Below are 23,742 nucleotides of genomic sequence, written 5' to 3' on the forward strand. Positions count from 1 at the left end.
GGAATGCAGGGATTGCTTGTTTAATTATCAACTTTGATTTATTCTCAAATTGGTCTTAAGCCAATAAATCATCCACCGCTACACTAAAACCTTTCAACACCTTTTGCGTACTCACAATTTGACCAGATTTAAACATCAAACCCTGGTTTTCAATAATAACCATCACCCAGCGACTCTCAGGATAAACTAACCAAACTTCTTCACCACCAGATTCTAAATATTCCTGCGCTTTTAACAATACATTCTCTGCTAAATCCGTAGGGGAAACAATCTCAGCACTCAAAGGAAAACTTTGCGGTAAAGTCGCAACATCACCAAATTGGGCTACGAGTTCGGGAGTCAAATAAGCTACATCGGGAGAACGCCCTTGTTGATTTGTACGACAAGGCACATCTGTATAAACTTCGCCTCCTTGTCCGCTAGAATCTTTATAATCTTGCCAATAGCGACCAAGCCTTAATTGAATTTTCCCATGTCTGAGGGTCATATCCGCTTTTTCTATTAATTGACCATCCACCCATTCTGTTTTTTCTGGTGGATTGATCGTAAAATCTTCTAGAGAAAAATTATCCCATTTAACCTTCGCTACTACCATAATTAATTCCTTTAAATATTCCCTAAAATCTCATCCACGCTAATATTTACATCACTAAAAGCCTGAATAATTAAACTTTCACCCCTGCTAAATTTCTGCACTTTCTTATATTCACCATTAGCAGGTTCTTGATAAACTTCTATACATTCATCATTAATATCAACTAACCAAACTTCTATTACACTTTCTTCAGCATAAAGAGGAATTTTCACCTCTCTATCATATTTAATAGTAATATCAGCAACTTCTATGACGAGAAAAACATCTTTTGGCTGTGGATGTGCTGATGCGTAAAAATCTTCACGAGGTTTTAATAAAACTACGTCTGGTTGCGTCTCGGAAATTTCATTTCGTAAAACAGCATTTTGAATACTGATAATTACTTTATCGCCTAATTTTTGAGACAAAAAATAATTTAAACGTCTTCTACAAGCAGCGTGCTTTAATCCTATCGCAGCCATTTCAATTATTTCACCGCGAATCAATTCCACCCTGTCATCTTCATTCAGAATGCCAGATTCTGCCATTTTATGGAATTGTTCGACAGTAAATTTCCGTCTGAGCAATTGTACAACCATTTCAATTTTGGGTCTTAGATTTACTGGTTTTACTGGTTCCCAGTCTCTGGGTGGGAACCCATAAACCGGAGGCTCTGCCTCCAGTATAAATGGAAGGCAGAGCCTTACTTAAATGCATTACAAGGCAAAACCTTATAACAAACGAAAACGAGAAAATTTAACCTGCGGAGGCAGGTTTTGCCTGTGCAGCCGCGACTTCTAGTCGCCAGGTATCCTAATTTATGACCCACTTAAAAATATGGAGCTAAGCGGATTCGAACCGCTGACTTCCTCAATGCCATTGAGGCACTCTACCAACTGAGCTATAACCCCGCAAAATGCATCTTTAATGATGCCTTAATTCTATACTATTTGTCAATATACAAATTTTAATAATAAGTATAAGCAAGTATAACAATCAAATTAATTACTTAGTAACAAAAAAATTATGATGAAGCTTGTAGTAAGTAGCTCATACAGTGCCCCATGAGGAAGTAAACTACCATCATGGCGGCGGCTGCTAGGGCAACCAACATACCAGCCAGCATCAATGAAAATTCTTTGTCTTCAAATGCTCTTTCCATTAGGTGTAAAGACCATGCTACTAAAGCTACATCAAATACTAAAATAGGAATCAACATATTTCTTAAGTTTTATTAATTATTGTTAATTTATATTAACATCGTTTCTAAGAACCGTGTTGAAGTAATTTAGACATTGATAATCGCTTCATTTTTTCTTGCCAAAGCTAATTTCGCACGGGAATTTTTCGCTCATTTAAGTAGTTCTTGATTTGCGCTACACTAAGCTGTCCGTAGTGCAAAAGCGATGCTAATAGTGCCGCTTCCGCTTGACCTTCGGTAACGGCTGAGTATATATGTTCGCAATTTCCAGCGCCGCCGGAAGCAATTACTGGAATACCTACAGAGTCCGCAATTGACTTTGTTAATTCAATGTCATAACCGGCTTGAGTTCCATCAGCATCCATGCTTGTTACTAATAGTTCTCCCGCGCCTCTTTCTTCAAGCTCTTTGGCCCATTTTAGGGCATCTAAACCAGTATTCTCCCGTCCACCACGAATATAAACATCCCAACCATAGTTTTCCGTATCTGACCTTCGTTTAGCATCAATAGCGACAACAATACATTGATTGCCAAAGCGATCGCTGGCCCGATTAATAAAGTCTGGATTTCGTACCGCTGTTGAATTAATACTAACCTTATCTGCCCCAGCTCGTAACAGTTCTTTAACATTTTCTAAGGTTTGGATTCCTCCACCTACAGTTAATGGAATAAATACCTGTTCGGCAGTTCGATAAACTACGTCGATAATCGTGCCTCGATCTTCATGAGTGGCTGTAATATCCAGAAACACTATCTCATCTGCACCAGCTTCGTCGTAAACCTTTGCTAGCTCTACCGGATCGCCAGCATCTTTGAGGTCTACAAAGTTAACTCCTTTTACAACACGTCCCGCCTTGACATCTAAGCACGGTAAGATTCTCTTAGCTAGCATGATTTTATGAAAGCACTCCCATCGTATTTACCCGAAATATACCCGAAATATAAATTCTAAAGCTGACGCAGCTTACTCGACAAAAAAATTTTGATACCGTGTTTTCTCGCATTTATTGCGGCGACGAAAACAAGCATTGCTCTCATTTTTAGAACAAGTAAAACATTATCTATGAGCGGACTATGGCGATTATCTCCTCTAAAAAACAGCCCCAGCCTCAAGAACCAGACAAGGAACCCCGTCATCTGAAGAAAACTGCTCCTGAACCGGGCGACGAAAAACTTTTGCAACCCCAAGCAGCTGCTTATGATATTGATAATAGTGAAGTTGGTATTCGTCCACAGCAATTTGCCGATTATATTGGGCAAAAAGATTTAAAAGATGTACTTGACATTGCAATAAAAGCAGCTAAATCCAGAGGTGAAGTATTAGACCACCTGCTGCTTTATGGTCCCCCAGGATTGGGTAAAACTACAATGGCAATGATTTTAGCATCTGAAATGGGAGTTAACTATAAAATTACTAGCGCTCCGGCTTTGGAACGTCCCAGAGATATTATGGGACTGCTTGTCAATCTTAAACCTGGGGATATTATCTTTATTGATGAGATTCATCGCCTCTCTCGAATGACCGAAGAAATATTATATCCGGCGATGGAAGATTATCGTTTAGATATTACTATAGGCAAAGGTTCTAGCGCTCGTACCCGCAGTATCCCTTTATCAAAATTTACTTTAGTTGGAGCGACAACCCGTGTCGGAGCGTTGAGTTCTCCCTTGCGCGATCGCTTTGGTTTAATTCAAAAACTGAGATTTTATGAAGTAGAAGAACTCAGTCAAATTGTCTTACGAACCGCTCAAGTACTTAAAACCGATGTAACTAAAGATGGGGCGTTAGAAATTGCACGTAGAGCGCGAGGAACGCCGCGTATTGCCAATAGATTACTCAAGCGAGTTCGCGATTATGCTGAAGTTAAATCATCCGGCAAAATAAATGAAGGTGTCGCAGCAGAAGCGCTGCAACTGTTCCAGGTAGACCCTTGCGGCTTAGATTGGACTGACAGAACAATGTTAAGCGTGATAGTAGAACAGTTTAGTGGTGGTCCCGTAGGCTTAGACACGATTGCCGCTGCATCGGGTGAGGACACGCAAACTATTGAAGAAGTATACGAACCATATTTGATGCAAATTGGTTACTTACAGCGGACTCCTCGTGGTAGGGTAGCAACACCTGCGGCTTACAAGCACTTAGGTTTTAAGCCGCCAAACGAACAGCTATCTTTGCTTTCTTAACGTAAAAATAGGAAATTGTAGAGACGTAGCATTGCTACGTCTCATAGGAGTTATGAGTTATTAATTATTTCTTTCTTCCAAATTCATAACTTATAGCTATAGCAATTATTACTGGATTCAAATACACTTTTGTGGTATAAGCTTCGGTTCCGTCTTTTATACCTCAATTTGATTATCAATTAATTATTATGATCAAACTACTTGGAATATTACTAAGCCTAATTCTATTATTTAGCTGGATTGAACCTGTTTATGCTTTCACAAATCAAAATTCTGAGCTAACAAAAGAAGAATTAAAACAACGAGATGAGTTAGGGAATAAGGCTTTTGCTGCTACTAATAAAGGTGATTTTGCTGTAGCTGAAGAGTATTGGACAAAAATCATTGAAAAATTTCCCGATAATGCAGCAGTTTGGAGTAATCGGGGAAATTCTAGAATTAGTCAAAATAAGTTAGAAGAAGCCCTGGCAGATTTTAACAAATCGATAGAACTTGCTCCTAATGCAACAGATCCTTATTTGAATAGAGGAGCTGCTTTAGAAGGTTTGGGAAGATGGGATGAAGCGATCGCCGATTATAACTATATTTTAGAATTAGATCCGTCGGATGCAATGGCGTATAACAATCGGGGGAATGCCAAAGCTGGTTTGAAAAGGTGGGAAGAAGCGATAGCAGACTATCAAAAATCGGCGGAAAAAGCTCCAAATTTCGCTTTTGCCCGTGCTAACTACGCTCTCGCGCTTTATGAAACTGGTCAAGAAGATAAAGCTATAAGAGAAATGAAAAATATTATTCGTAAATATCCTCAGTTTCCCGATGTACGCGCATCCCTCACCGCTGCACTTTGGGCTAAAGGAGAAAAAGGTGAAGCTGAGAGCAATTGGGTAGCTGCTTACGGATTAGATCGTCGTTATAAAGATATTGATTGGGTAAAAAACGTGCGACGGTGGCCCGATAGTATGGTAGCTGCTTTAGATAAGTTTTTGAAATTGCAGTGATAGTGATTTTAGTTGTTGATAAGTTCTTTAAATCTTACATCTTGCACCATTGTTGTTAAGCCCGAATACCCGCCTTGTAAGCCGGAGGCTTTCTCGCAGAGAAATCAATTTCAAGGCTAATATACAAAGTACGTTAAAACGTACTAAAAGCCTTGCTCAGTCTGATTTATCAGACTTTGTATTTGAGCCTTGGAATAAATTCCAAGGCGGTGTTGAAAATGGTGCAAGATGTCAGTTAAATTACAAATTGCAATTCGAGATGTTTAGAAACAATATGTTGTTAGAAGTTTGTAGTAAGGACTTTAGTCCTAAATCCGAGAGAAGACAGCCCTTACTACGAAGCCTTTAGAATTAATGTGGTGAAGTATTAGTGTGGTGTAGTATTAGCATTTTAATACATTAATTATGAGGGTTTTGCGGCTACTAATATCATCTAAAGAACTGCATCTATAAATAAGCCAGTATTAGTTCAAAGATAGCAATATGAATTTTTTTTTCATGTTATGAACTAACATTAAGACCCTGCAATTACGAATAAATTCTGTATTAGCAAACAGTAATTTTTTCAAAATATCGGGGCTTAATGACAAAAAATAAATATGCGCGTCAACCCGAAACTAATAAAGGGTTTAGCGTTTTTAAAACTTTTCAAATAGATGCAGATCGAATCAAAGAGTTATCCGCCGATGACGCTACAGTTTCCAACGAACCTGTTATTAGTATGTCGTCTTTGGGCGATTTAGGGAGATTTGGAAACCAACTATTTCAATATGCTTTTTTAAAAATCTGTGCGAAGAAGTCTAATGCACGAATGGAATGTTCTCCTTGGATAGGACAAACTTTATTTGGACTTGAGGATGCACCAATTTCTAAACGCTTACCTTTAGCGGTTGAAAAATCGTATTATGGCCCCAATCTTTTTGATTACATTCCTGAATTCATTCCTTATATAGAGAAACTATCAGATCAAAACAGTTTTCGGATTCATGGAGAAGAAATGATTGAAAGTGATTTGGTAAATGTCGATTTATGGGGATATTTCCAAGTTCACACTAATTATTTACAGCCATATAAAGAAGATATTCGTTCTTGGTTTGAACCCGTCAGCGATTTAAAGTCTGCATTATTAGATGGATTAGAAGTTCTTCGTTCCCAAGGTAAAACAATAGTTGGGGTTCATATTCGACGGGGTGATTTTTTTTCGGTGCCAATGGCTGGGTTTACCCTTGTAGTTCCTTCAAAATGGTGGTGCGAGTGGCTTGAAAGTATCTGGGATGAATTAGAAAATCCGGTTCTTTTTCTGTGTAGCGATGATTTAGATAATGTAATTAATGATTTTAAAAAATTTTCACCCATCACATATAAAGATTTAGATATCAAGCTACCCGAAAGAATGAAAGATTTAGATATCGGGTTTTACACCGATTTTTTCTTATTCAGCAATTGCGATATAGCGGCTATCAGCAATAGTATCTTTAGTTTTACTGCGTGTATGTTAAACCAGCGCGGTACAAAGTTTGTTCGCCCTACGTGGAATTTTTCAGAAAAATTTGAGCAATTCGATCCTTGGAATAGCGTACCGCTTTTACACATAGGATACCCACAGCAAAAATCTTTCAAAACTTACGGTGATGCTGTTTATACTACTCGCATTACTCAAGGGATATGGGGAATGCTCAAATTCATCTTTATTTACTATCCTAAAAATTCTTTAAAAACATGGATGATTCAAGCATTTTTAGGATATCAAATTCAAGGAATGCTGGGTGTTTTTAAAAGTTTACTATATACATTAGGTTGGCGTAATATTTGGAAAAGCAATAGCTAAACTTTGTTTGTTAATATCAAATTTTCGGAAACCTAACCCCCCAGCCCCCTTCCCAGATGTGGGAATGGGGGGTAATAAGCCCATCATATTTAATGTGGTGGAGTACTAGTTTTGATTACAAACCTCAGAAATAACACAAATCATATCCGAAGCTAAAGTTTTTACTGTTTCCGTACTAATTGAAGGTTGGGAAAAGATAAAATTCAAGAACATTTGTCCTCTAAAAGTGGAAACAGCAGCAGCAAAAATACCTCCAAATGCTGCTTGTGCTGCAACAAAACTAATTTCTTCCAATTCAAATTGCCCGTAATTTTGGGGAATTGTAAGGCGACCTGCATTAGTTAAATGAGCGCTACCGGGCGATTGTTCGGGATTATTTAACAAAGATTGTAAAAGCATTTTAGATACCGTAAGGAATCTGAATACATCGCTGGTTGCTAAACGTTTTTCAAGTTTTTGTTTAATATCTCGTGCTAAATCCCAAAAATTATTATTTTCTTTTAAATTATGAAAAGAAAGGATACAAGAAACAATTGCACCTAGATGCTCGTTGTTTACTTGTGGTTGTAAACGCGGACGTACATTGACAGCTGAACGAAAGCTAAAATAATTATTTTTTCTTTGAGTATTAGTTTTTTTGGCAAGTGCAAACAACATTGCAGCACCTAAAGCAGCTTGTACTGTAGTTTTTTGTTGCCTACAAACATCTACTAAGCACGCAGTTAATTCTGAATCGAGCTTTCTATGAACCATACCGCAGCTACGAGATTCTAAAGCTACGTTTTTTTCAAAATTTAAACTTGCTGGTTTAGATCGAATCAACTGCAATTTTAACCGCGATAGATACAAAACATTACCTATTTCTCCAGTAAAACCCTGAAGTGATTTTGGTATAAGTTTGTAAATAGAAGGTAGTTGAGCTAACTGAGTAATATTAGTTTCTACTTCCCCTTCGGTAATTTTTTGACAATTAGTTAGTATTTCCGAGTGCAATTGGATACATGATAAAGCGTCTGCGATCGCGTGGTGTATGGTTGTGATGAGATAACAAATATTTTCTTCTTCCTCAAAGTTAATAAGTGTGACTCGCAACAGATTTTTATCGCTACTAATTTTTTGATTTAATTCTTCGACAACAACTTCTTCCCACTGATGTATCTGTTGCTTTTTCACAACTGATAACGGAATTTTATCTGCTTTATCTTCAAACCAAAAACTATTTGATTTGGCGACAATCCGAGCATTAAGTAAAGGATGACGACTTTGGGTAATATTAAGCGCTTGTCTTAGTAATTCCTCACTAATAATTCTTTTTATACGGCTAATCGTCACAATATTAAACGAAGCTGCAAGATTATTTAAAATTTCCATTGCTTGCTCGTGAGCAGCAAGTTCTCTGTTTTCAAGCATGGTGTTAATGGGGATGGGGACAAGGGAGAGGGGAAGAGGGGGTAGAGGGGGTAGAAGGGGTAGAAGGGGTAGAAAAATTCCTAACTTTTAAATTAGTTCGTGAATCTTTTCTGGAGTTAATTCTTGTACGTTACTTAAAACTATTGCTGCTCCGGCTTTCTTAAGTGACTGGGTGTAAGCATCGCGTTTTTGTGCTGTTTCCTGTACGTGAGGCGGTAATACTCCTACACCAATCCAAGTACCATCTGGCTGATTGTTTCGTGCTTTTTCTACGGTATACATATCGGCTACCGTATCACCTACGTAAATCACTGGTGGCGAATTATTCGTATTATCAATATTATCAACACCATTTTTTAGTAACTCAAGTGTAGAAAATAGTCCCGTTGGATCTGGTTTACCTGGTGCATCTTCCATTGCAATTAATACGGGGGATTGTAAATTGAGACGTTGCTGCAAAACATAGGTAGCTGAAGCGCGAGTTGCACCGCTAAAAAATCCCCAGCGAATACCAGCTTCAGAAAGTTGGTTTAAGTAGCTAGGCTGTAATAGTAAGGGTTCATCGCAAATATATCCCGTCAAATTATTAGAATCCGTACCTCGGTAGCGCGATTGAAAAAAGTCAACAATCGAGTTGTAATCAAGATTTACTTGCTCGCGGGATTGTTTTTGAGTTTCAAAGTAACGATAAATTAACTCTTGAGAACCTTCCCAATCATTGTTCCATACACCTTCGGACTTAAGACGGTCAATATCATCTGCTGTAGGACGATATGCTTGGGCTGTAAATTCCTCTACAGTATCTGCTAGCGCTCGTCGATAGGAACCCGACACATCGCGCACTACGCCATCAATATCAAAGACAACAATGGCTGGAATTGAATTTTCTTGATTCACGGTTTTCAGTTATCAGTTAACAGTTAACAGTTAACAGTTAACAGCAATCAGTTATCAGTTTCCAGTTAAGAGCTATAAGATTTTGGATTTTAGATTTTGGATTAGGAGTTAGGAGGCCCGGAGTTAGGAGTTAAGAGTTAAGAATCTTTCTACCCCCTCTCTCCCCATCCCCCCATCTCCCCATCTCCCCATCCTAATTGCTCAGATGGTAAGGTATTAAGTTAAAATAGGCGATTGCTGTTGTTATTAATGGTTGCTGAAATATATGGAAAATCAAACTCAAACTGAAACTCAAACTGAAACTCAAGAGCAGTTAGCCAAGTTTATTTTGAAGATTCTATGGTTGGATGATAATGTGGCTCTGGCTGTCGATCAGGTGGTAGGTAAGGGTTTTAGCCCTTTGACTAAGTACTTTTTTTGGCCTCGGACTGATGCGTGGGAAGAGTTGAAAAATGAGTTAGAGTCGAAACACTGGATTGCTGAATTGGAGCGGGTTGAGTTGCTTAATAAAGCTACGGAAGTTATTAATTATTGGCAAGAAGAAGGTAGAAAACGACCAATGACTGAGGCTCAAGGCAAATTCCCTGAAGTCATCTTTACAGGTAGTAATTAAGACTGCGTTATTCTGACATCCCTTGATGTAGCATTGTTAAATCATACATTTTAACTTCGGACTGCGCCAACGTAAGAATTTAGGAACCCGGTTAAAAAAAAACCGGGTTCTTTAGCTGTTGGGTAATTCTTCAATTAACTAATAAATCAACTAAAAATTAATTAAACCGCGTTTTCATAGTACAAAATACGAAAAAATACTTAGCTAACGAATCTACAATCAATAGCATTAATAAACATTCTTAAATGCATTCGTTAAATTTGATTGCGTGTAATTCAACATCTTTTTTTCAGTGTATTAACTCAAGCCGGAAGTATCATATAGTTGCAATATAGTTAACAGATACTAGCAGGGAAGGCGATCGCAAATTCCAATATCGGTAAAGTATCAATCAAACAGGCGTTGCTGGATAAAAACCGTAATGGAATATAACCAGGTTAAAACAATTTATTAATGAATTAAATAACTCAGATCATCTGGAGCTTTATATTCGCCAGTTGGAAAGAAATGCGGAAGCTGATTTAGAAGATAACACTAGTTCTGGGTTGGGATTTTTAAGCATAATCAATGACTATTCAGCCAAATTGGGCTAGAAGTTCCAAACCGTGGATCAAAGTTCGTTGGTGATGAGTGTTACTACTTTAGTGTGTCTAATGTTACGAAATGATTTGGGCATAGGGCATGGGGCATGGTTAGGAGTTATGAGTAGCAAGTTCGTAATTATTTATTTCTCCCCCCTCCTCCTACGCCCAATTCCCGATGCCCAAATACCTTGTAAAATTAAAAACTCCTCCTTATAGATCAAAAGGAGGAGTTTTTAGTTTAAATTCCAAGTAAGCAAATAACCAGATACTTACACCATACCGCCAGCGGCTTGAAAGCGAGCGCGGGTGCGTTTGTAGGTTTGGGTTGCTTTGATTTGGCCTTGTCTGTCCCCTTGTGCTACCTGGTTCAAACGAGTTTGGGCTTCGTTGAAAGCACTACGGGCTTCCTCAAGATCAATTGAATCACCCTGCTCGGCAGCATTAACCAAAATTGTGACTTCATCATCTTCGACTTCTGCAAAGCCGCCAGAAAGTGCGATCGCTACCCAATTTTGATTGTTATCGGCACGCACTCGCATTACACCTGTATCTAAGGCGCTCAACATTGGTGCGTGTCCGCTAAGAATACCGAGTTGTCCGGTGGTGCTTGGTAAAACGACTTCTTCAGCCGTTGAATCCCATACTGTTTTATCTGGGGAAATTACACGAACGGTTAATGTCATTCGATTTTAGATTTTAGATTTGCGTTAGCGGAGCGTGTCCAGAGGACATATTTGGATTGTCCTCTTATTGAAAAAAGAGGTGATTATCATAGTTGTTAGTTGCTAGCTAATGCTTTGAGTTTATGGGTAATATATAGTTGCTCTTATTAATCACAACTAACAACTAACCACTAACAACTAACAACTAACCTTTATTTCGATTTCATTTTTTCTGCTTTTGCTTTGGCTTCATCGATGCTGCCAACCATGTAGAAAGCTTGCTCTGGTAATTCGTCAAATTCGCCAGAAAGAATCGACTTAAAGCCTTTGATGGTGTCGTCAAGCTTCACGTATTTACCAGGTGCGCCGGTGAATACTTCTGCAACGAAGAATGGTTGTGATAAGAAACGCTCTACTTTACGAGCGCGAGCAACGACGAGACGGTCATCTTCAGATAATTCATCCAAACCAAGAATGGCGATGATGTCCTGAAGTTCTTTGTAGCGTTGCAGTGTGGATTGTACCGCACGAGCTGTTTGATAGTGATCTTCACCAACAATGTTGGGTTGCAACATTGTTGAAGTAGAACCTAATGGATCCACAGCGGGGTAAATACCTTTTGCCGCCAAACCACGAGATAGTACTGTGGTTCCATCCAAGTGAGCAAAAGTAGTTGCTGGTGCGGGATCTGTTAAGTCATCCGCAGGTACGTATACTGCTTGAATCGAGGTAATAGATCCTTCGTTGGTAGAGGTGATTCGCTCTTGTAAAGCACCAACGTCAGTACCCAATGTAGGCTGATATCCCACAGCAGAAGGCATTCTTCCCAACAGCGCCGACACTTCGGAACCTGCTTGTACAAAGCGGAAGATGTTGTCAATAAACAGCAGTACGTCCTGCTTGTTTACGTCGCGGAAATATTCTGCCATTGTCAAAGCTGACAAACCAACCCGCATTCTTGCACCGGGTGGTTCGTTCATCTGACCGTATACTAAAGCAATTTTTGATTCGTTTAAGTTATCGGGGTTGATAACTTTGGATTCGATCATTTCGTTGTAGAGGTCATTACCTTCGCGGGTACGTTCCCCTACTCCACCAAATACGGATACACCACCGTGTTGGGTAGCGATGTTGTTGATCAACTCCATCATAATAACGGTCTTGCCCACACCAGCACCGCCGAACAGACCGATTTTTCCGCCGCGTCTGTAAGGAGTTAGCAGATCCACAACCTTAATTCCGGTTTCAAAAACGGAAGGTTTGGTTTCTAAGTCGGTGAGTTTTGGAGCTGCGCGGTGAATCGGAGAGCGTTCCGAGGTATTAACGGGGCCTTGGTTGTCTACGGTTTCGCCGAGGACGTTGAAAATTCGACCCAAGGTAGCTTTTCCTACAGGTACGCTGATAGGAGCGCCAGTGTCGCTAGCTTCCATTCCTCGCACCAAACCATCGGTGGAAGTCATGGAAACAGCCCGCACCTGGTTGTCGCCCAGCAGCTGCTGTACTTCGCAGGTAACGGACATTTCTTGTCCTGCTTCGTTGGTACCTTTAACTATCAAAGCGTTGTAGATTGCGGGCATTTTTCCGTTAGGAAATTTAACGTCTACAACGGGACCAATAATTTGAGTAATGTAACCAGTTTGTGTTTTTTCTGCGGTGGAAACCATGCTGAGCCTAAATTATACGAAGCTATATTTTTTGCTAAAGAGTCGTAGAGACTTTTAAGATTAACTCATGTCATCTTCAAGATTAGCACCGAACGGGGCGATTTTTAGGCTTATTTTGAGCAACATTTAGAAGTGGGATCGGGGAAGATGGGGGAGAGGGGGGATGAGGAGATGGGGAGATGGGGAGATGGGGAGATGGGGAGAGAAGGATTATTTTGTGCCTGCTCCATTGCCCTTTCAGGAATACACGTTAAATCATGTATTTGCAGACATCAATGCAGTTGAGGGCGTTAAGCGTTACCCTAACGGGTCGTGCCGCGCTGAACACGAAGTGAGTCGTTAGACTAAGCTCTACCGTTAGCTCCGCGTGTCCGTTAGCGTTCACGCGGAGCGTGCGGCGAGCGCGTCTCCGAAGGAGATAGGACATAGGTAATCGCCAAAAATATAGGACGTATGCTTACTGCTTCCAACCCCACAAATTAACAGGGTGTTGGGGGGGGATCTTTAATGTTAGGTGTTTAGTTGAAGCCCCGATTAAATCATTGCCATCCCAAGAGATCGATCAAAGTAATTATATTAAGCCGTATAATAGTTGTCATTCCCACATCCGTACAAAAATCGGAAAACCTCTTTCATCGCTCTTTACTTTCTACTTCCTACTCCCTGCTTTCGTGATGATAATTCTTTTAAAAAAGAAAATAGCTCTCTTCGCTATATCCCGAAGAGAGCATACGCCATGCCATTTCACTTACTGTCTCCATCACATTCTCCCGATTGGATTCCGCAAAATTAAACGGTTTGTTATTATTTTCTCAAAGATTATTTTTTTGTACTTTAGCTGATTTTAATTAGATAATTTAATCAAGACTAATTTTAGTTTTTCCTCCTCCTAAAGGCTGATTATAAAGCAAATATTTAAAATTGTTGAGAAACAACTAGAATTAGTTACTTATTAATTCTAATCGGTTCGTAGTTGGGCTTGATCTCTTCGGGAAGCTATCGAATAAAGCGAAGACAGTGCTACTACGAACCTTAACAATTCCCTACTCTCTTTCCGACATTTTTAATTTAGACAGCACAATTATTTAATAGGAGAATTCGCGATGAAAATTTTAATAACTGGAGTTGCAGGTTTTATTGGATATCATCTAGCACAAAGATTGCTTGCAGATGGCTCACAAGTTTACGGAATTGATAATCTCAATGATTATTATGATGTTAATTTAAAAAAAGCTCGGTTGGCACAATTAATTCCTAATACTAATTTCCAATTTCAACTTTTAGATTTGAATAATCGCCAAGAGATATTAAAACTTTTTCAAGACCAAAACTTTAATTGTGTAGTTAATCTTGCTGCTCAAGCAGGGGTACGCTATTCACTCGAAAATCCCTTTGCTTATGTCGATACTAACTTAGTTGGATTTGCAAATATTCTTGAAGCTTGTCGTCATACTCAACCGCAGCATCTTGTTTTTGCTTCGTCTAGTTCGGTTTATGGTACGAATGCAAAAATTCCTTTTTCTGTTAGCGATAATGTAGATAATCCCGTTTCACTCTACGCAGCCACCAAAAAAGCTAACGAATTAATGGCACATTCTTACAGCCATTTGTACAGTTTACCTATTACTGGATTGCGCTTTTTTACAGTATATGGCCCTTTGGGCAGACCTGATATGGCTTATTTCAAATTTGTTAGAGCAATTGAACAAAACGAGCCGATTAATATATTCAATTACGGTAAAATGCAGCGAGATTTTACTTATATTGACGATGCGATCGAAGGTGTTGTAAGAGTAATGCATCAGCCTCCAAAACCACATTCTAATAAAGAACATAGCAATGCTCGCTATAAAATTTACAATATTGGGAATAACAAGCCTGTAGAGTTATTAACCTTTATTAAAGTAATTGAAAAAGCAATGGGTAAAGAAGCCCAAAAGAATTTTTTACCGATGCAGCCCGGAGATGTTCCCCGTACTTATGCTGATGTTGACGAATTAATGCAGGATGTAGGATTCAAACCGACTACAACTATTGAGGAAGGAATTGAGAAATTTGTCCAGTGGTATAAAGATTTTTATCCGTCTCAAGATAGCTCTACCGAATTCGTTTTGGAAAATAAAGAGGGGGAGATGGGGAGAGGGGGAGAGAGGGGGGAGAGGGGGTAGAAATAAAATTCCTAACTCCTAACTCGTCATCTTCCCTACTCCCTCTTATTTCTTTTCTTCTAATTCTAAAAGTTCGGGGATAGTTACGAAGCTATAACCTTGCTGCTTTAATTTAGCGATTATAGTCGGTAAAGCTTTTATTGTGTTAGTGCGATCGCCACCGCCATCATGTAGTAATACAATACCACCGGGACGTGCGTTTTTTAACACGGTATTGACCATTGTAGCAGGTGCAGGTCTTTGGAAGTCGCGAGAATCAGCAGACCACATTAAAGTTGCATATTTGTTTCTTTTAGCATGAGCAACCAAGCCATTGCTTAAATGTCCTCCTGGTGGACGAAATAAATTTGTTTTAACTCCCGTGACTTTATAAATTAAATCGGTCGTTCTATCGATTTCCATAGCAGCAGCTTGGGGATTCATAAAATGATACCAATGATTCCAGGTATGATTGGCTATGGCGTGCCCTTCAGCTATTATCTGCTTTCCTAATTGAGGATTATTTTGTAGAGCGCTACCGACGACAAAAAATGTTGCTTTAATATTATTTTTTTTGAGTATATCTAATGTCTGTTGAGTAGTCTTTTTCCAAGGGCCATCATCAAAAGTTAAAGCGATAACTTTTTTATTTCCTTTTTGTTTAATTTCATAAATAACTTTTCCATTAAAACTAGATGGAGCAGCAGAAAGTAAGCTTTGTCTTTTTAACTGCTCGTTTAAAGTTGCTTCCATTGCGGTTTTAAATTCCGCAACTTGCTGCTGACTATTTGCAGAAGCATCAACAATTTTTACTTTCGGTTTATTTAGAACTAATAGGTGCATTAAATTCAAGTTTGCCGGAGCTACTAAACTTAAACACAAAATAGTAGTAAATATAAGTAAAGCGATAAAATATTTATGCGGTATAAGAGAAGATTTACTGTTTTCCACTTGATATATCTCTTAAGAATATAATTTAGACTAAAATTTATGTCTCCATAAATTGGGAGGCGAACAGTTACCTAGACATATATCGTGAGATGTTCGGTTCCCGCTACGATAGATTTGCAAAAAATGTGATGCTTCCCTATAAATTGCACATTTATAAGTTTTGAATTATTTATTGATAGTGAATATATTCAACCTTCCATAAGGGTAAACACTTGTTCTTATATCAATTCTGTTGAATAGCTTCAATTTCGGGAACATTCCGAAAGTGCAAACAGTTTTTTTTTGTAGCAACACCAGAAAACTGTTCGGCTTCCAGACTTGTCAATTAATTGGACGGAATGTTCCCTAATATTTTGGTTTTACCGACTCTTTACCTCATCCCGATCCTCTCACCAACGAAAGAACGCCGTCAGCGGATGATGTTTTCTACCAAACTAATTAGTAATTGATAATGGTGGATGTCCTACCCTGCCTTTCTCTTATGCACCAAATATTCATACATCCCGAATCGATCTTAATAAATATCTGCTAAAAGTGAAGTTTTTTAAGTCACTTATAGATGATAAAATCACATAGCTTAATTATAAATAAATAACTCTGTTCAAATAATATTGTCTTGGTTAGCGATCGCCGATATCTCTGAGTATTTAAACTTCTAATAGTATACCTTGTTACAAAAAAATATAAATTCCCTTTGTATTATCACGGAGTTACAGAAATAATTGCTGCATAATATCCTCAAAACAGAGAATTTGTACTACTTGTGTGGATTAAAAATTTTTCTTATCATTTGAAAGATTCAGCCACTTCACGGCTGATTCAATTATTTATAATTCTATAAAGCGTTTTATAGACTTTATAGCCATTATTAATAATTCTAGAAGTTTCGCAAAATTAAGATTTATGAATTTATCGTCAGCGCGAAAATTTTTTCATCACGAGATTCAGCAACCTGACGAGTATATTGACTTAGCAAAAGCAGCTTTATACATCGCTCAAGAGGAATATTCCGAATTAGATATAGAAGAATATTTGAATGCACTTGATGCGATGGCAATCGAATTAGAAGAACGCTTGCCATTAGAAAAATATCCTTTAAAGATTATTCAATGCATTAATAAATATCTTTATGATGATTTAAACTTTACAGGCAATACTCAAAATTATTACGATCCGCGAAACAGTTTTTTAAATGATGTCATAGAGCGCAGAATTGGAATTCCTATTACTCTAGCGTTACTTTATATTGAAATTGCGCGTCGTATAGATTTCCCGATGATAGGTATAGGAATGCCGGGGCATTTTCTAATCCGCCCAAATGTTTCAGAAATAGAAATTTTTGTAGATGCTTTTAACAGCGGTGAAGTATTGTTTCCCCAAGACTGTCAGCAGCGCTTAAGTCAAATTTATCAGCAAAACATAACACTACAGCCAGAATTTTTAGCACCAGTCACTAAAAAGCAATTTTTAGCAAGAATGCTGACTAACCTTAAATATATTTATCTTAAGCAACACGAATCAGAAAAAGCTTTATTTTGTGTCGAGAGGATTTTACTATTATTTCCCAGTGCAGCATTAGAATTGCGCGATCGTGGTTTATTATCTTATCAAATCGGACGCTTCAACCAAGCAGCAGATGACTTACAAGCCTATTTAATGCAAGCTCCCGACGCACAAGACGCTTCCACCATTCGGCAACTGCTCGCGAAATTAGGGAAGAATCAATAAGCAGTTAGGAGTTAGGAGTTAGGAGTTAAGAATTGGGAATTGAGTTAGGAGTTGGAAGTGATATTTCCCCCTTGTCCCCTTGTCCCCGTGTCCCCTTGTCTCCCCATCTCCCCATCTACCCAACACTCTCTGCAACGTGCTTCAAACGACGTAGTTGTGCTTGCATATCTTGTTTTGTAAATTTTTCGGCGAAAATTTTAAAACCCAAACTCACTATGGGGTTAGGAATCTCGAATTCAAAACGATTAACTAAACAAGTTCCATTATTTATTGGTTGACATTCCCAACGATCGCATCCTTTAAAATAGCCGTCAAATCCCCACACTATCAGACCAGGTTCTCTTTCTACTACTGTACTAATCAATGTAGGTTTTATTACTGGTATTTGAATCATAAACTTAGTTTTACTACCTACCTCCGTACTCCAATCTCCAAGTGGCTCGCAGCATAAAGCAGGATTTAACCATCGATGCATTAAATCACGGTCTGTGATACATTGTTCTACTACTGCGGATGTAGCATTAATTTCAATTGATTGCTCAAAAACTTCTGTGTTGGGCATTTTAAATTTTTAATGTTATCTGTTGCTGCTCGACTATAAAAAAACAAATAGTTTAAAGGTTGACCTTTGGGCAATACTGGGAAATTTCTAGATCATTTATTTTAGTATAAGAAACAACACTGGTTTAAGTAATTTTCAAGTATTGAAATTAGTTCTTTTAGATAAATAGCAAATAAGAATAATAAAAGTAAAAATTAACCTTGATATAAATTATTTGTAAGATTTACTGGTAAATTAAGTTGCAAAACATAAACGAAGTTGTCAGGGTATGGTATTGTCTCAGGCAATACACTACCTTATCATCTAAGGTGTTTTTTTGTGATAACACTAAACTTTAAAACTGGAAAACTATGATTTCAACTTGGCAAGATATAACCCAAGTAGCAGGTACGGATCTGTCAATAAGAATAGGGACAATTTTGGCACAATCGCCTTCATTGGCACAAGATGGAGTAGAGGGATATCAGAATTATGCCGAGAATGCTCTTGGACAAATAGTAGATTTATTGCCTCGCTTGTTGGGTGCAGTTCTTATTTTGTTTGTTGGTTGGCTGGTTGCTTATATAGCTAAAGCTATAGTCGAAGGGCTACTTAATCGTACTAACATCGATAACCGTATTGCTTCGGGATTAACGGGTAGTGACTCTATCAAAGTCGAGAAATTTATCTCTGGCTTGGTTTTTTGGACTATTCTGCTGATTACCGTAGTTGCGGTTTTAGATACGTTACAGCTAAGGGTTGCTTCTCAACCGCTGAATGCTTTTCTTGGTGAAATTGGGGCATTCTTACCTAAGTTATTGGCCGCAGGTATCCTCTTAGGAGTGGCTTGGGTTGTAGCGACTTTAGTTAAAACCTTGGTGGTAAATGCTCTCAATGCTCTTAACGTAGACGAAAGGTTAAACGCACAGCAAGACGCTACTGCTGATAGTAGTAACCAGCTTTCTATTGCACAGACTATTGGTACAGCGCTTTACTGGTTCATTTTCTTACTGTTCTTGATGCCAGTCCTAGATACTTTGGGCTTGCAACAGGCTTTAGGACCTGTAAATACTTTAGTTTCGGAAATTCTGGCAATTCTGCCCAATATTTTAGGAGCAGTAATCATCGGCGTGGTTGGCTGGTTTGCAGCTAATATCATCCGTCGGATTGTAACTAACCTGCTTGCTACAACTGGAATTGACCATATAGGCAGCCGGTTTGGGCTTTCAAGCGCTTCCACAAGCGGACAGTCTTTATCTTCGATATTAGGTACGATTGTCTACGTTTTGATTTTGATTCCTGTTGCGATCGCAGCGCTCAATACTTTGCAAATTCAGGCTATCTCGGTACCTGCAATTGCAATGCTGCAACAGATTCTCAACGCTATACCCTTAATCTTCACCGCAGCAGCAATTCTAGCTGTTGCCTATTTCTTAGGAAGATTTGTATCGGAGTTGGTAACAAATATTCTCACCAGCATCGGTTTCAACAATATTTTCTCTATTCTGGGTTTACCTGCACCTGCTAGAAGAACAACAGTTACAGCAGAGGGAGAAATTCCTTCAGCAACATCTCGTACCCCATCTGAAATCGTCGGCTTCATTGCCTTTATTGGCATTATGCTTTTCGCTGCGATCGCGGCGATTAATATTCTGAATATTCCAGCTTTGACAGCGCTGGTGACAGGTATCACGATTATTTTGGGACGAATTTTAGCTGGATTAGTAGTATTTGCTGTTGGTTTATTCTTAGCGAATTTAGCATTCAGCATCATCACCAGTTCCGGTAATGCTCAAGCTCGAATTTTAGGTCAAATAGCAAGAATTGCCATTATCGTTTTAGTTTCGGCTATGGCACTACAACAAATTGGTGTTGCTCCCGATATCGTTAATTTAGCCTTTGGTCTGTTGTTGGGTGCTTTAGCAGTCGCTCTTGCCCTTTCTTTCGGACTTGGCTCTCGCGAAATTGCCAAATCTCAAGTACAGCAATGGATAAATTCCTTTAAGAGCAGATAACTATAAAGGATTAAGTCTGAAGTATGAAGTTTGAAATTAAAAGGAAATAATTTAATTTATGGTTCCCTATTTCCCGTTTCCTATTCTCACGCGCCAGTTACCTGGATTGAGAACTTTCATCCTTCATACTTCAAATAATGCCGGTTGGAGCGTTGTTAGTGGTTAGTTGTTAGTTGGTAGTTGTTAATAGTTATGAACAGACGGTTCATAGTCTACAAAGAATGAAATAAACATATTTTTCCTGTTCCCCACTCGTTACTTGCTATATCCTCAAACTTTTTTCAGCTTGAGAAGCAATTCACTTTTGATGCGATTCAAAATTGAAGACTCATCAAGATTAGCTAAAATTTTACCAATTACGGCTTTTGGTCCATCTGGTCCCCAGGTAGCCCCTGCTTGTAAATATGTTTTAGTGACTTGTCCGATACCGTAAGAAGAAACACCAGCTACACCGGCTTGAGTAAGCGCAACCGATACATAAGGACCAAGTGTTGCTCCACCAGTAGCAGGTGCAGAAATACCAAGTAAAGTTTTTAAAGAACTCAATCCTAAATTTGCTAGCAGTTCGCTGGCACTGATACCGCCCATACTAAAGGCAATTTTTTGTAGCAATTTTATCGCTCCAGTTTCCGTCATGGGAATGCCGTAAAGCCTGGATAAGCCGAGAACTAAGAAAACATCAATGGTAGCAGCACTGAGAATATCTAATACAGTCACCGGATTAAGAGCAACCGCTAAAGCTTTAGTCATTACGGATTTCCAAATTAAGCGATCGGCAGCAGTTTCGCGCAATTTTAATTTACGCTGCACTAATTGGTCATTCACGTCGTCAGCATAAAGCATAGTATTAAGAGCAACTAAAGCTTTGCCTTCACGATGCAGAATTTCCAGTATTTTTAATTTCAATTCCTCAACTTGAGGCTTCCCTTTACGCAACTGCACCCCCTTAGTACCATCATCGCGACGAATTAACGTTCTAACCAAAGGTGAAGCAGCAGCAGTAACAATTTCATCCGGTGAAACCAATTCCTTTACACGTTCATCGCGAATCTTTTCATAAACCGCGATTCTGTCAGCTTGAGGATATTGATCAACCTTATTAAATACTAATAAAATTGGCTTACGCGCTTCTCGCAACTGGGAAAGAGCTTCGTGTTCGAGTTTCGTCATATCCCCGCTTATCACAAACAAAATTAAATCTGCTTGTTGGGCAATTTGTTCGGCTAATGCAGTTCGAGTTTCACCATCAACTTCATCCAAACCAGGTGTATCAATCAACTCCACCCGCGATTGCCCGCTACTGCTAGAGAAAGTTACTCGTAAAGCACTTTGAGAATCACCGACAGTTTCTTCACTAATAGTCCAATTAACAGTTTGAGCATCGCGAGTTACACCATGCAAAGGGCCGGTTTCAAAAACGGAGCGTCCAACCATTGCATTGAGCAAAGAAGACTTACCTCGCCCTACCATACCGAAAGCAGCGATTTGAATTACCATACTTTCCAACTTGGTCAGCATAGCTTCTAAATCGGCGATTTCCATTTCCAGCCCTTGAGTTTCCGATAAACTCAAATCTAGATTCGCTACCATCTCACGCAGAGCCGTTTGTGCCTGCTTATAATGAAGTTCCGTTTGAATCTCTTCAAAAGTAAAAATCGCTTTATCTAGTTCTTCCGTACTATAATAATTACTGCTATGGGGTTCAGTCATATAAATTTTAGATTTTAGACTTTAGATTATAAATTTTGTTACGTCTTCTTCTATCCTAATGATTTTTGGACAAGGGGATGGGGAAAGGGGGAGTGGGGAAGAGGGGGAAGAAAATTTATAATCTAAAATTTATAGTCAGTACTAAGTGAAGACGCTCCCACCAATTTCTAACTGATAACTGATAACTGATAACTGTTCGCTGGTTATGGTTCCGAAAAAGTCATAAACTAAATATTGCATTTAGTAGCTATTTGGACTTGACTTAATCACCTGTGCGAAAAATTGTTATTGCTGGCAACTGGAAAATGTTCAAAACTAGGGCAGAATCCGAGGACTTTTTACGAGGATTCATGCCTTTATTACAAGAGACTCCTGACGATAGAGAAGCGGTATTGTGCGTTCCTTTTACCGATCTAAACGTTTTGTCTAAGAACCTGCATGGTGGCCGCGTTATGTTGGGGGCGCAAAATGTTCACTGGGAAGAAATGGGAGCTTATACGGGTGAAATTTCCGGTTTAATGCTCTCTGAAATTGGGGTACGTTATGTAATTATCGGTCACAGCGAAAGACGGCAATATTTTGGTGAAACGGATGAAACCGTTAATCTGCGCCTCAAAGCCGCTCAGAAGTATGGTATGACACCTATTCTTTGCGTTGGAGAAACCAAACAACAAAGAGATAAAGGAGAAACCGAATCAATAATTACCAACCAAATCAAGCAAGACTTAATAGGTGTTGACCAAAATAATTTGGTAATTGCTTACGAACCTATTTGGGCAATTGGTACCGGAGATACCTGTGAAGTTACCGAAGCCAATCGGGTTATCGGTTTAATTCGCAGTTTGTTGAGCAATAAAAATGTCACTATTCAATATGGAGGTTCCGTAAAACCGAATAATGTTGATGAGATTATGGCTCAACCCGAAATTGATGGTGCTTTAGTTGGTGGAGCAAGTTTGGAATCGCAAAGTTTTGCTCGAATTGTCAATTTTAAATAGAAATTGGGAATGGGGAATGGGGCATGGGGCATTGGAGAGAGGTAAAAGGTATAATAACTCCTAACTTTCCCCTTGTCCCCTTGTCACCTTGTCTCCTTGTCCCCCATCACCCCTTCCATTTTAAAAATTCAAAACGGAGCAAGCGATGCTTAACTTCAATTGGGGTAAGCGCACTTATTTAATGGGCGTTTTAAATGTTACGCCTGATAGTTTTAGCGATGGTGGGGAGTTCAATAAACCACTCTCCGCTTTAAATCAAGCATTAGCGTTGGCTGCTGGTGGTGCGGATATTATTGATGTGGGCGGACAATCTACTCGCCCTGGTGCGGAACAAATTTCTGTAGAGGAAGAACTCGAACGAGTGCTTTCGGTTATAAAAATTATTCGTCCAAAAATTGATATCCCAATTTCTGTAGATACCACTTCTTCAATTGTTGCGGATCGAGCTGTTAATGCTGGTGCGGATATAGTTAATGATATTTCTGGAGGCACTTTTGACTCGTCTATGTTTTCTACGGTTGCGAGCTTAAATGTGCCCCTAATATTAATGCATATCCGAGGAAATCCTCAGACTATGCAGCAAATGACCGATTATCAAGACGTAATCGAAGAAATATCTAATTTTTTATTACAACAAATAACCTACGCTGTTGCTGCGGGAATTAAAAGGGAAAAAATCATTATCGACCCCGGTATTGGCTTTGCTAAAAATTTAGAACAAAATTTAGAAATTCTACGGCGCTTAACAGAATTAAAAAAGCTTAATTGTCCGATTTTAGTCGGCCCATCTCGTAAAAGCTTCATCGGTAGTATTTTGAACCAACCAAACCCTAAAGCACGAGTTTGGGGAACTGCTGCGGCAAGTTGTGCTGCGATTCTTAATGGTGCCGATATCATCAGAGTTCACGATGTCGAACAAATGCGCGATGTTTCAATGGTTGCTGACGCTATTAAACGTCCGCATCAAAGCAATTAAGACAAGAGTATTGGGAAAATTGGTAAATTAAAGCTGATTTACCAATCTCCCAAATCAAGA

20 protein-coding genes and 1 tRNA gene are annotated in these 23,742 nt (G+C 38.9%); 9 read left to right on the forward strand and 12 right to left on the reverse strand.

All coding sequences use genetic code 11. The annotated features are described in order from the left end of the window. Positions 1–55 precede the first annotated feature (55 nt). The 5 genes from ACM03V_RS20255 to hisF form a co-directional block, all read right to left on the reverse strand. Positions 56–595: a Uma2 family endonuclease gene (locus tag ACM03V_RS20255; protein ID WP_414622597.1), complete on the reverse strand. Its 540-nt coding sequence runs from the start codon at positions 593–595 to the stop codon at positions 56–58. Positions 596–606: 11 nt separating this feature from the next. Continuing rightward, positions 607–1,173, reverse strand: coding sequence for a Uma2 family endonuclease (locus tag ACM03V_RS20260; protein WP_414622598.1), 567 nt, complete (start codon positions 1,171–1,173; stop codon positions 607–609). A 239-nt stretch (positions 1,174–1,412) separates the two neighbouring features. Beyond that, a tRNA-Ala gene (locus ACM03V_RS20265) sits at positions 1,413–1,485 on the reverse strand. A 113-nt stretch (positions 1,486–1,598) separates the two neighbouring features. After that, complete coding sequence (locus tag ACM03V_RS20270; RefSeq protein WP_414622599.1) at positions 1,599–1,793, reverse strand: hypothetical protein; 195 nt, start codon at positions 1,791–1,793, stop codon at positions 1,599–1,601. 107 nt (positions 1,794–1,900) lie between these two features. Continuing rightward, positions 1,901–2,668 carry an imidazole glycerol phosphate synthase subunit HisF gene (gene hisF / locus ACM03V_RS20275; protein ID WP_414622600.1) on the reverse strand — a complete coding sequence of 256 codons (768 nt, stop codon included), beginning with the start codon at positions 2,666–2,668 and terminating at the stop codon, positions 1,901–1,903. A 182-nt stretch (positions 2,669–2,850) separates the two neighbouring features. Between hisF and ruvB the strand changes: the two genes are divergently transcribed. The 3 genes from ruvB (at position 2,851) to ACM03V_RS20290 (ending at position 6,786) form a co-directional block, all read left to right on the forward strand. Beyond that, positions 2,851–3,960: a Holliday junction branch migration DNA helicase RuvB gene (ruvB, locus tag ACM03V_RS20280; RefSeq protein ID WP_414622601.1), complete on the forward strand. Its 1,110-nt coding sequence runs from the start codon at positions 2,851–2,853 to the stop codon at positions 3,958–3,960. A 188-nt stretch (positions 3,961–4,148) separates the two neighbouring features. Next, positions 4,149–4,958: a tetratricopeptide repeat protein gene (locus ACM03V_RS20285; RefSeq protein ID WP_414622602.1), complete on the forward strand. Its 810-nt coding sequence runs from the start codon at positions 4,149–4,151 to the stop codon at positions 4,956–4,958. Positions 4,959–5,541: 583 nt separating this feature from the next. Next, positions 5,542–6,786 carry an alpha-1,2-fucosyltransferase gene (locus ACM03V_RS20290; protein WP_414622603.1) on the forward strand — a complete coding sequence of 415 codons (1,245 nt, stop codon included), beginning with the start codon at positions 5,542–5,544 and terminating at the stop codon, positions 6,784–6,786. 105 nt (positions 6,787–6,891) lie between these two features. Here the strand turns inward: ACM03V_RS20290 and ACM03V_RS20295 are convergent, their stop codons facing one another. Together ACM03V_RS20295 and ACM03V_RS20300 are read right to left on the reverse strand one after the other, a co-directional pair. Further along, on the reverse strand, positions 6,892–8,196 hold the full coding sequence (locus ACM03V_RS20295) for a phthiocerol/phthiodiolone dimycocerosyl transferase family protein (protein WP_414622604.1): 1,305 nt from the start codon (positions 8,194–8,196) through the stop codon (positions 6,892–6,894). Positions 8,197–8,283: 87 nt separating this feature from the next. Next, the gene (locus ACM03V_RS20300; protein WP_414622605.1) at positions 8,284–9,093 is read right to left on the reverse strand and encodes a TIGR01548 family HAD-type hydrolase; all 810 of its coding nucleotides are present in this window, start codon (positions 9,091–9,093) and stop codon (positions 8,284–8,286) included. Between the two features lie 265 nt (positions 9,094–9,358). Here ACM03V_RS20300 and ACM03V_RS20305 point away from each other — a divergent pair, with 265 nt between their 5' ends. Then, a complete protein-coding gene (locus ACM03V_RS20305; RefSeq protein WP_414622606.1) occupies positions 9,359–9,706 on the forward strand; it encodes a 30S ribosomal protein PSRP-3 in 348 nt (115 codons plus the stop codon). An 853-nt stretch (positions 9,707–10,559) separates the two neighbouring features. On the opposite strand, the gene atpC is transcribed toward ACM03V_RS20305, so the two are convergent. Beyond that, positions 10,560–10,973 carry an ATP synthase F1 subunit epsilon gene (gene atpC, locus ACM03V_RS20310; RefSeq protein WP_414622607.1) on the reverse strand — a complete coding sequence of 138 codons (414 nt, stop codon included), beginning with the start codon at positions 10,971–10,973 and terminating at the stop codon, positions 10,560–10,562. A gap of 191 nt (positions 10,974–11,164) precedes the next feature. Next, positions 11,165–12,616, reverse strand: coding sequence for a F0F1 ATP synthase subunit beta (gene atpD, locus ACM03V_RS20315; RefSeq protein WP_414622608.1), 1,452 nt, complete (start codon positions 12,614–12,616; stop codon positions 11,165–11,167). Positions 12,617–13,719: 1,103 nt separating this feature from the next. On the opposite strand from atpD, the gene ACM03V_RS20320 reads away from it, so the two are divergent. Then, positions 13,720–14,784: an NAD-dependent epimerase gene (locus ACM03V_RS20320; RefSeq protein WP_414622609.1), complete on the forward strand. Its 1,065-nt coding sequence runs from the start codon at positions 13,720–13,722 to the stop codon at positions 14,782–14,784. A gap of 45 nt (positions 14,785–14,829) precedes the next feature. Here ACM03V_RS20320 and ACM03V_RS20325 read toward each other — a convergent pair whose 3' ends face one another. Beyond that, positions 14,830–15,714: a polysaccharide deacetylase family protein gene (locus ACM03V_RS20325; protein ID WP_414622610.1), complete on the reverse strand. Its 885-nt coding sequence runs from the start codon at positions 15,712–15,714 to the stop codon at positions 14,830–14,832. Positions 15,715–16,617: 903 nt separating this feature from the next. Here ACM03V_RS20325 and ACM03V_RS20330 point away from each other — a divergent pair. Then, positions 16,618–17,442 (forward strand): SirB1 family protein, encoded by an 825-nt coding sequence (locus tag ACM03V_RS20330; protein WP_414622611.1) that lies wholly within the window; start codon positions 16,618–16,620, stop codon positions 17,440–17,442. Positions 17,443–17,557: 115 nt separating this feature from the next. Here the strand turns inward: ACM03V_RS20330 and ACM03V_RS20335 are convergent, their stop codons facing one another. Further along, positions 17,558–18,004 (reverse strand): SRPBCC family protein, encoded by a 447-nt coding sequence (locus ACM03V_RS20335; RefSeq protein ID WP_414622612.1) that lies wholly within the window; start codon positions 18,002–18,004, stop codon positions 17,558–17,560. A gap of 350 nt (positions 18,005–18,354) precedes the next feature. On the opposite strand from ACM03V_RS20335, the gene ACM03V_RS20340 reads away from it, so the two are divergent. Further along, positions 18,355–19,998: a mechanosensitive ion channel gene (locus tag ACM03V_RS20340; protein WP_414622613.1), complete on the forward strand. Its 1,644-nt coding sequence runs from the start codon at positions 18,355–18,357 to the stop codon at positions 19,996–19,998. Positions 19,999–20,268: 270 nt separating this feature from the next. On the opposite strand, the gene ACM03V_RS20345 is transcribed toward ACM03V_RS20340, so the two are convergent. Next, on the reverse strand, positions 20,269–21,708 hold the full coding sequence (locus ACM03V_RS20345; RefSeq protein WP_414622614.1) for a GTP-binding protein: 1,440 nt from the start codon (positions 21,706–21,708) through the stop codon (positions 20,269–20,271). 272 nt (positions 21,709–21,980) lie between these two features. On the opposite strand from ACM03V_RS20345, the gene tpiA reads away from it, so the two are divergent. Next, the gene (gene tpiA / locus ACM03V_RS20350) at positions 21,981–22,706 is read left to right on the forward strand and encodes a triose-phosphate isomerase (protein WP_414622615.1); all 726 of its coding nucleotides are present in this window, start codon (positions 21,981–21,983) and stop codon (positions 22,704–22,706) included. A gap of 145 nt (positions 22,707–22,851) precedes the next feature. Then, positions 22,852–23,682 carry a dihydropteroate synthase gene (gene folP / locus ACM03V_RS20355; RefSeq protein ID WP_414622616.1) on the forward strand — a complete coding sequence of 277 codons (831 nt, stop codon included), beginning with the start codon at positions 22,852–22,854 and terminating at the stop codon, positions 23,680–23,682. Positions 23,683–23,742 lie beyond the last annotated feature (60 nt).

The sequence above is a fragment of the Calothrix sp. CCY 0018 genome, from assembly GCF_963920925.1.
In the GTDB taxonomy this organism is placed as follows: Bacteria; Cyanobacteriota; Cyanobacteriia; order Cyanobacteriales; family Nostocaceae; genus Rivularia.

Bases quoted from the DNA above. Each gene is read 5' to 3' on its own strand.
- ACM03V_RS20260 (WP_414622598.1), bottom strand. From the start codon at position 1,173: ATGGTTGTACAATTGCTCAGACGGAAATTTACTGTCGAACAATTCCAT.
- ACM03V_RS20345 (WP_414622614.1), bottom strand. From the start codon at position 21,708: ATGACTGAACCCCATAGCAGTAATTATTATAGTACGGAAGAACTAGAT.
- folP (WP_414622616.1), top strand. From the start codon at position 22,852: ATGCTTAACTTCAATTGGGGTAAGCGCACTTATTTAATGGGCGTTTTA.
- atpD (WP_414622608.1), bottom strand. From the start codon at position 12,616: ATGGTTTCCACCGCAGAAAAAACACAAACTGGTTACATTACTCAAATT.
- ruvB (WP_414622601.1), top strand. From the start codon at position 2,851: ATGGCGATTATCTCCTCTAAAAAACAGCCCCAGCCTCAAGAACCAGAC.
- ACM03V_RS20295 (WP_414622604.1), bottom strand. From the start codon at position 8,196: ATGCTTGAAAACAGAGAACTTGCTGCTCACGAGCAAGCAATGGAAATT.
- ACM03V_RS20330 (WP_414622611.1), top strand. From the start codon at position 16,618: ATGAATTTATCGTCAGCGCGAAAATTTTTTCATCACGAGATTCAGCAA.
- hisF (WP_414622600.1), bottom strand. From the start codon at position 2,668: ATGCTAGCTAAGAGAATCTTACCGTGCTTAGATGTCAAGGCGGGACGT.
- ACM03V_RS20320 (WP_414622609.1), top strand. From the start codon at position 13,720: ATGAAAATTTTAATAACTGGAGTTGCAGGTTTTATTGGATATCATCTA.
- ACM03V_RS20270 (WP_414622599.1), bottom strand. From the start codon at position 1,793: ATGTTGATTCCTATTTTAGTATTTGATGTAGCTTTAGTAGCATGGTCT.
- ACM03V_RS20340 (WP_414622613.1), top strand. From the start codon at position 18,355: ATGATTTCAACTTGGCAAGATATAACCCAAGTAGCAGGTACGGATCTG.
- atpC (WP_414622607.1), bottom strand. From the start codon at position 10,973: ATGACATTAACCGTTCGTGTAATTTCCCCAGATAAAACAGTATGGGAT.
- ACM03V_RS20335 (WP_414622612.1), bottom strand. From the start codon at position 18,004: ATGCCCAACACAGAAGTTTTTGAGCAATCAATTGAAATTAATGCTACA.
- ACM03V_RS20290 (WP_414622603.1), top strand. From the start codon at position 5,542: ATGACAAAAAATAAATATGCGCGTCAACCCGAAACTAATAAAGGGTTT.
- ACM03V_RS20255 (WP_414622597.1), bottom strand. From the start codon at position 595: ATGGTAGTAGCGAAGGTTAAATGGGATAATTTTTCTCTAGAAGATTTT.
- ACM03V_RS20285 (WP_414622602.1), top strand. From the start codon at position 4,149: ATGATCAAACTACTTGGAATATTACTAAGCCTAATTCTATTATTTAGC.
- ACM03V_RS20305 (WP_414622606.1), top strand. From the start codon at position 9,359: ATGGAAAATCAAACTCAAACTGAAACTCAAACTGAAACTCAAGAGCAG.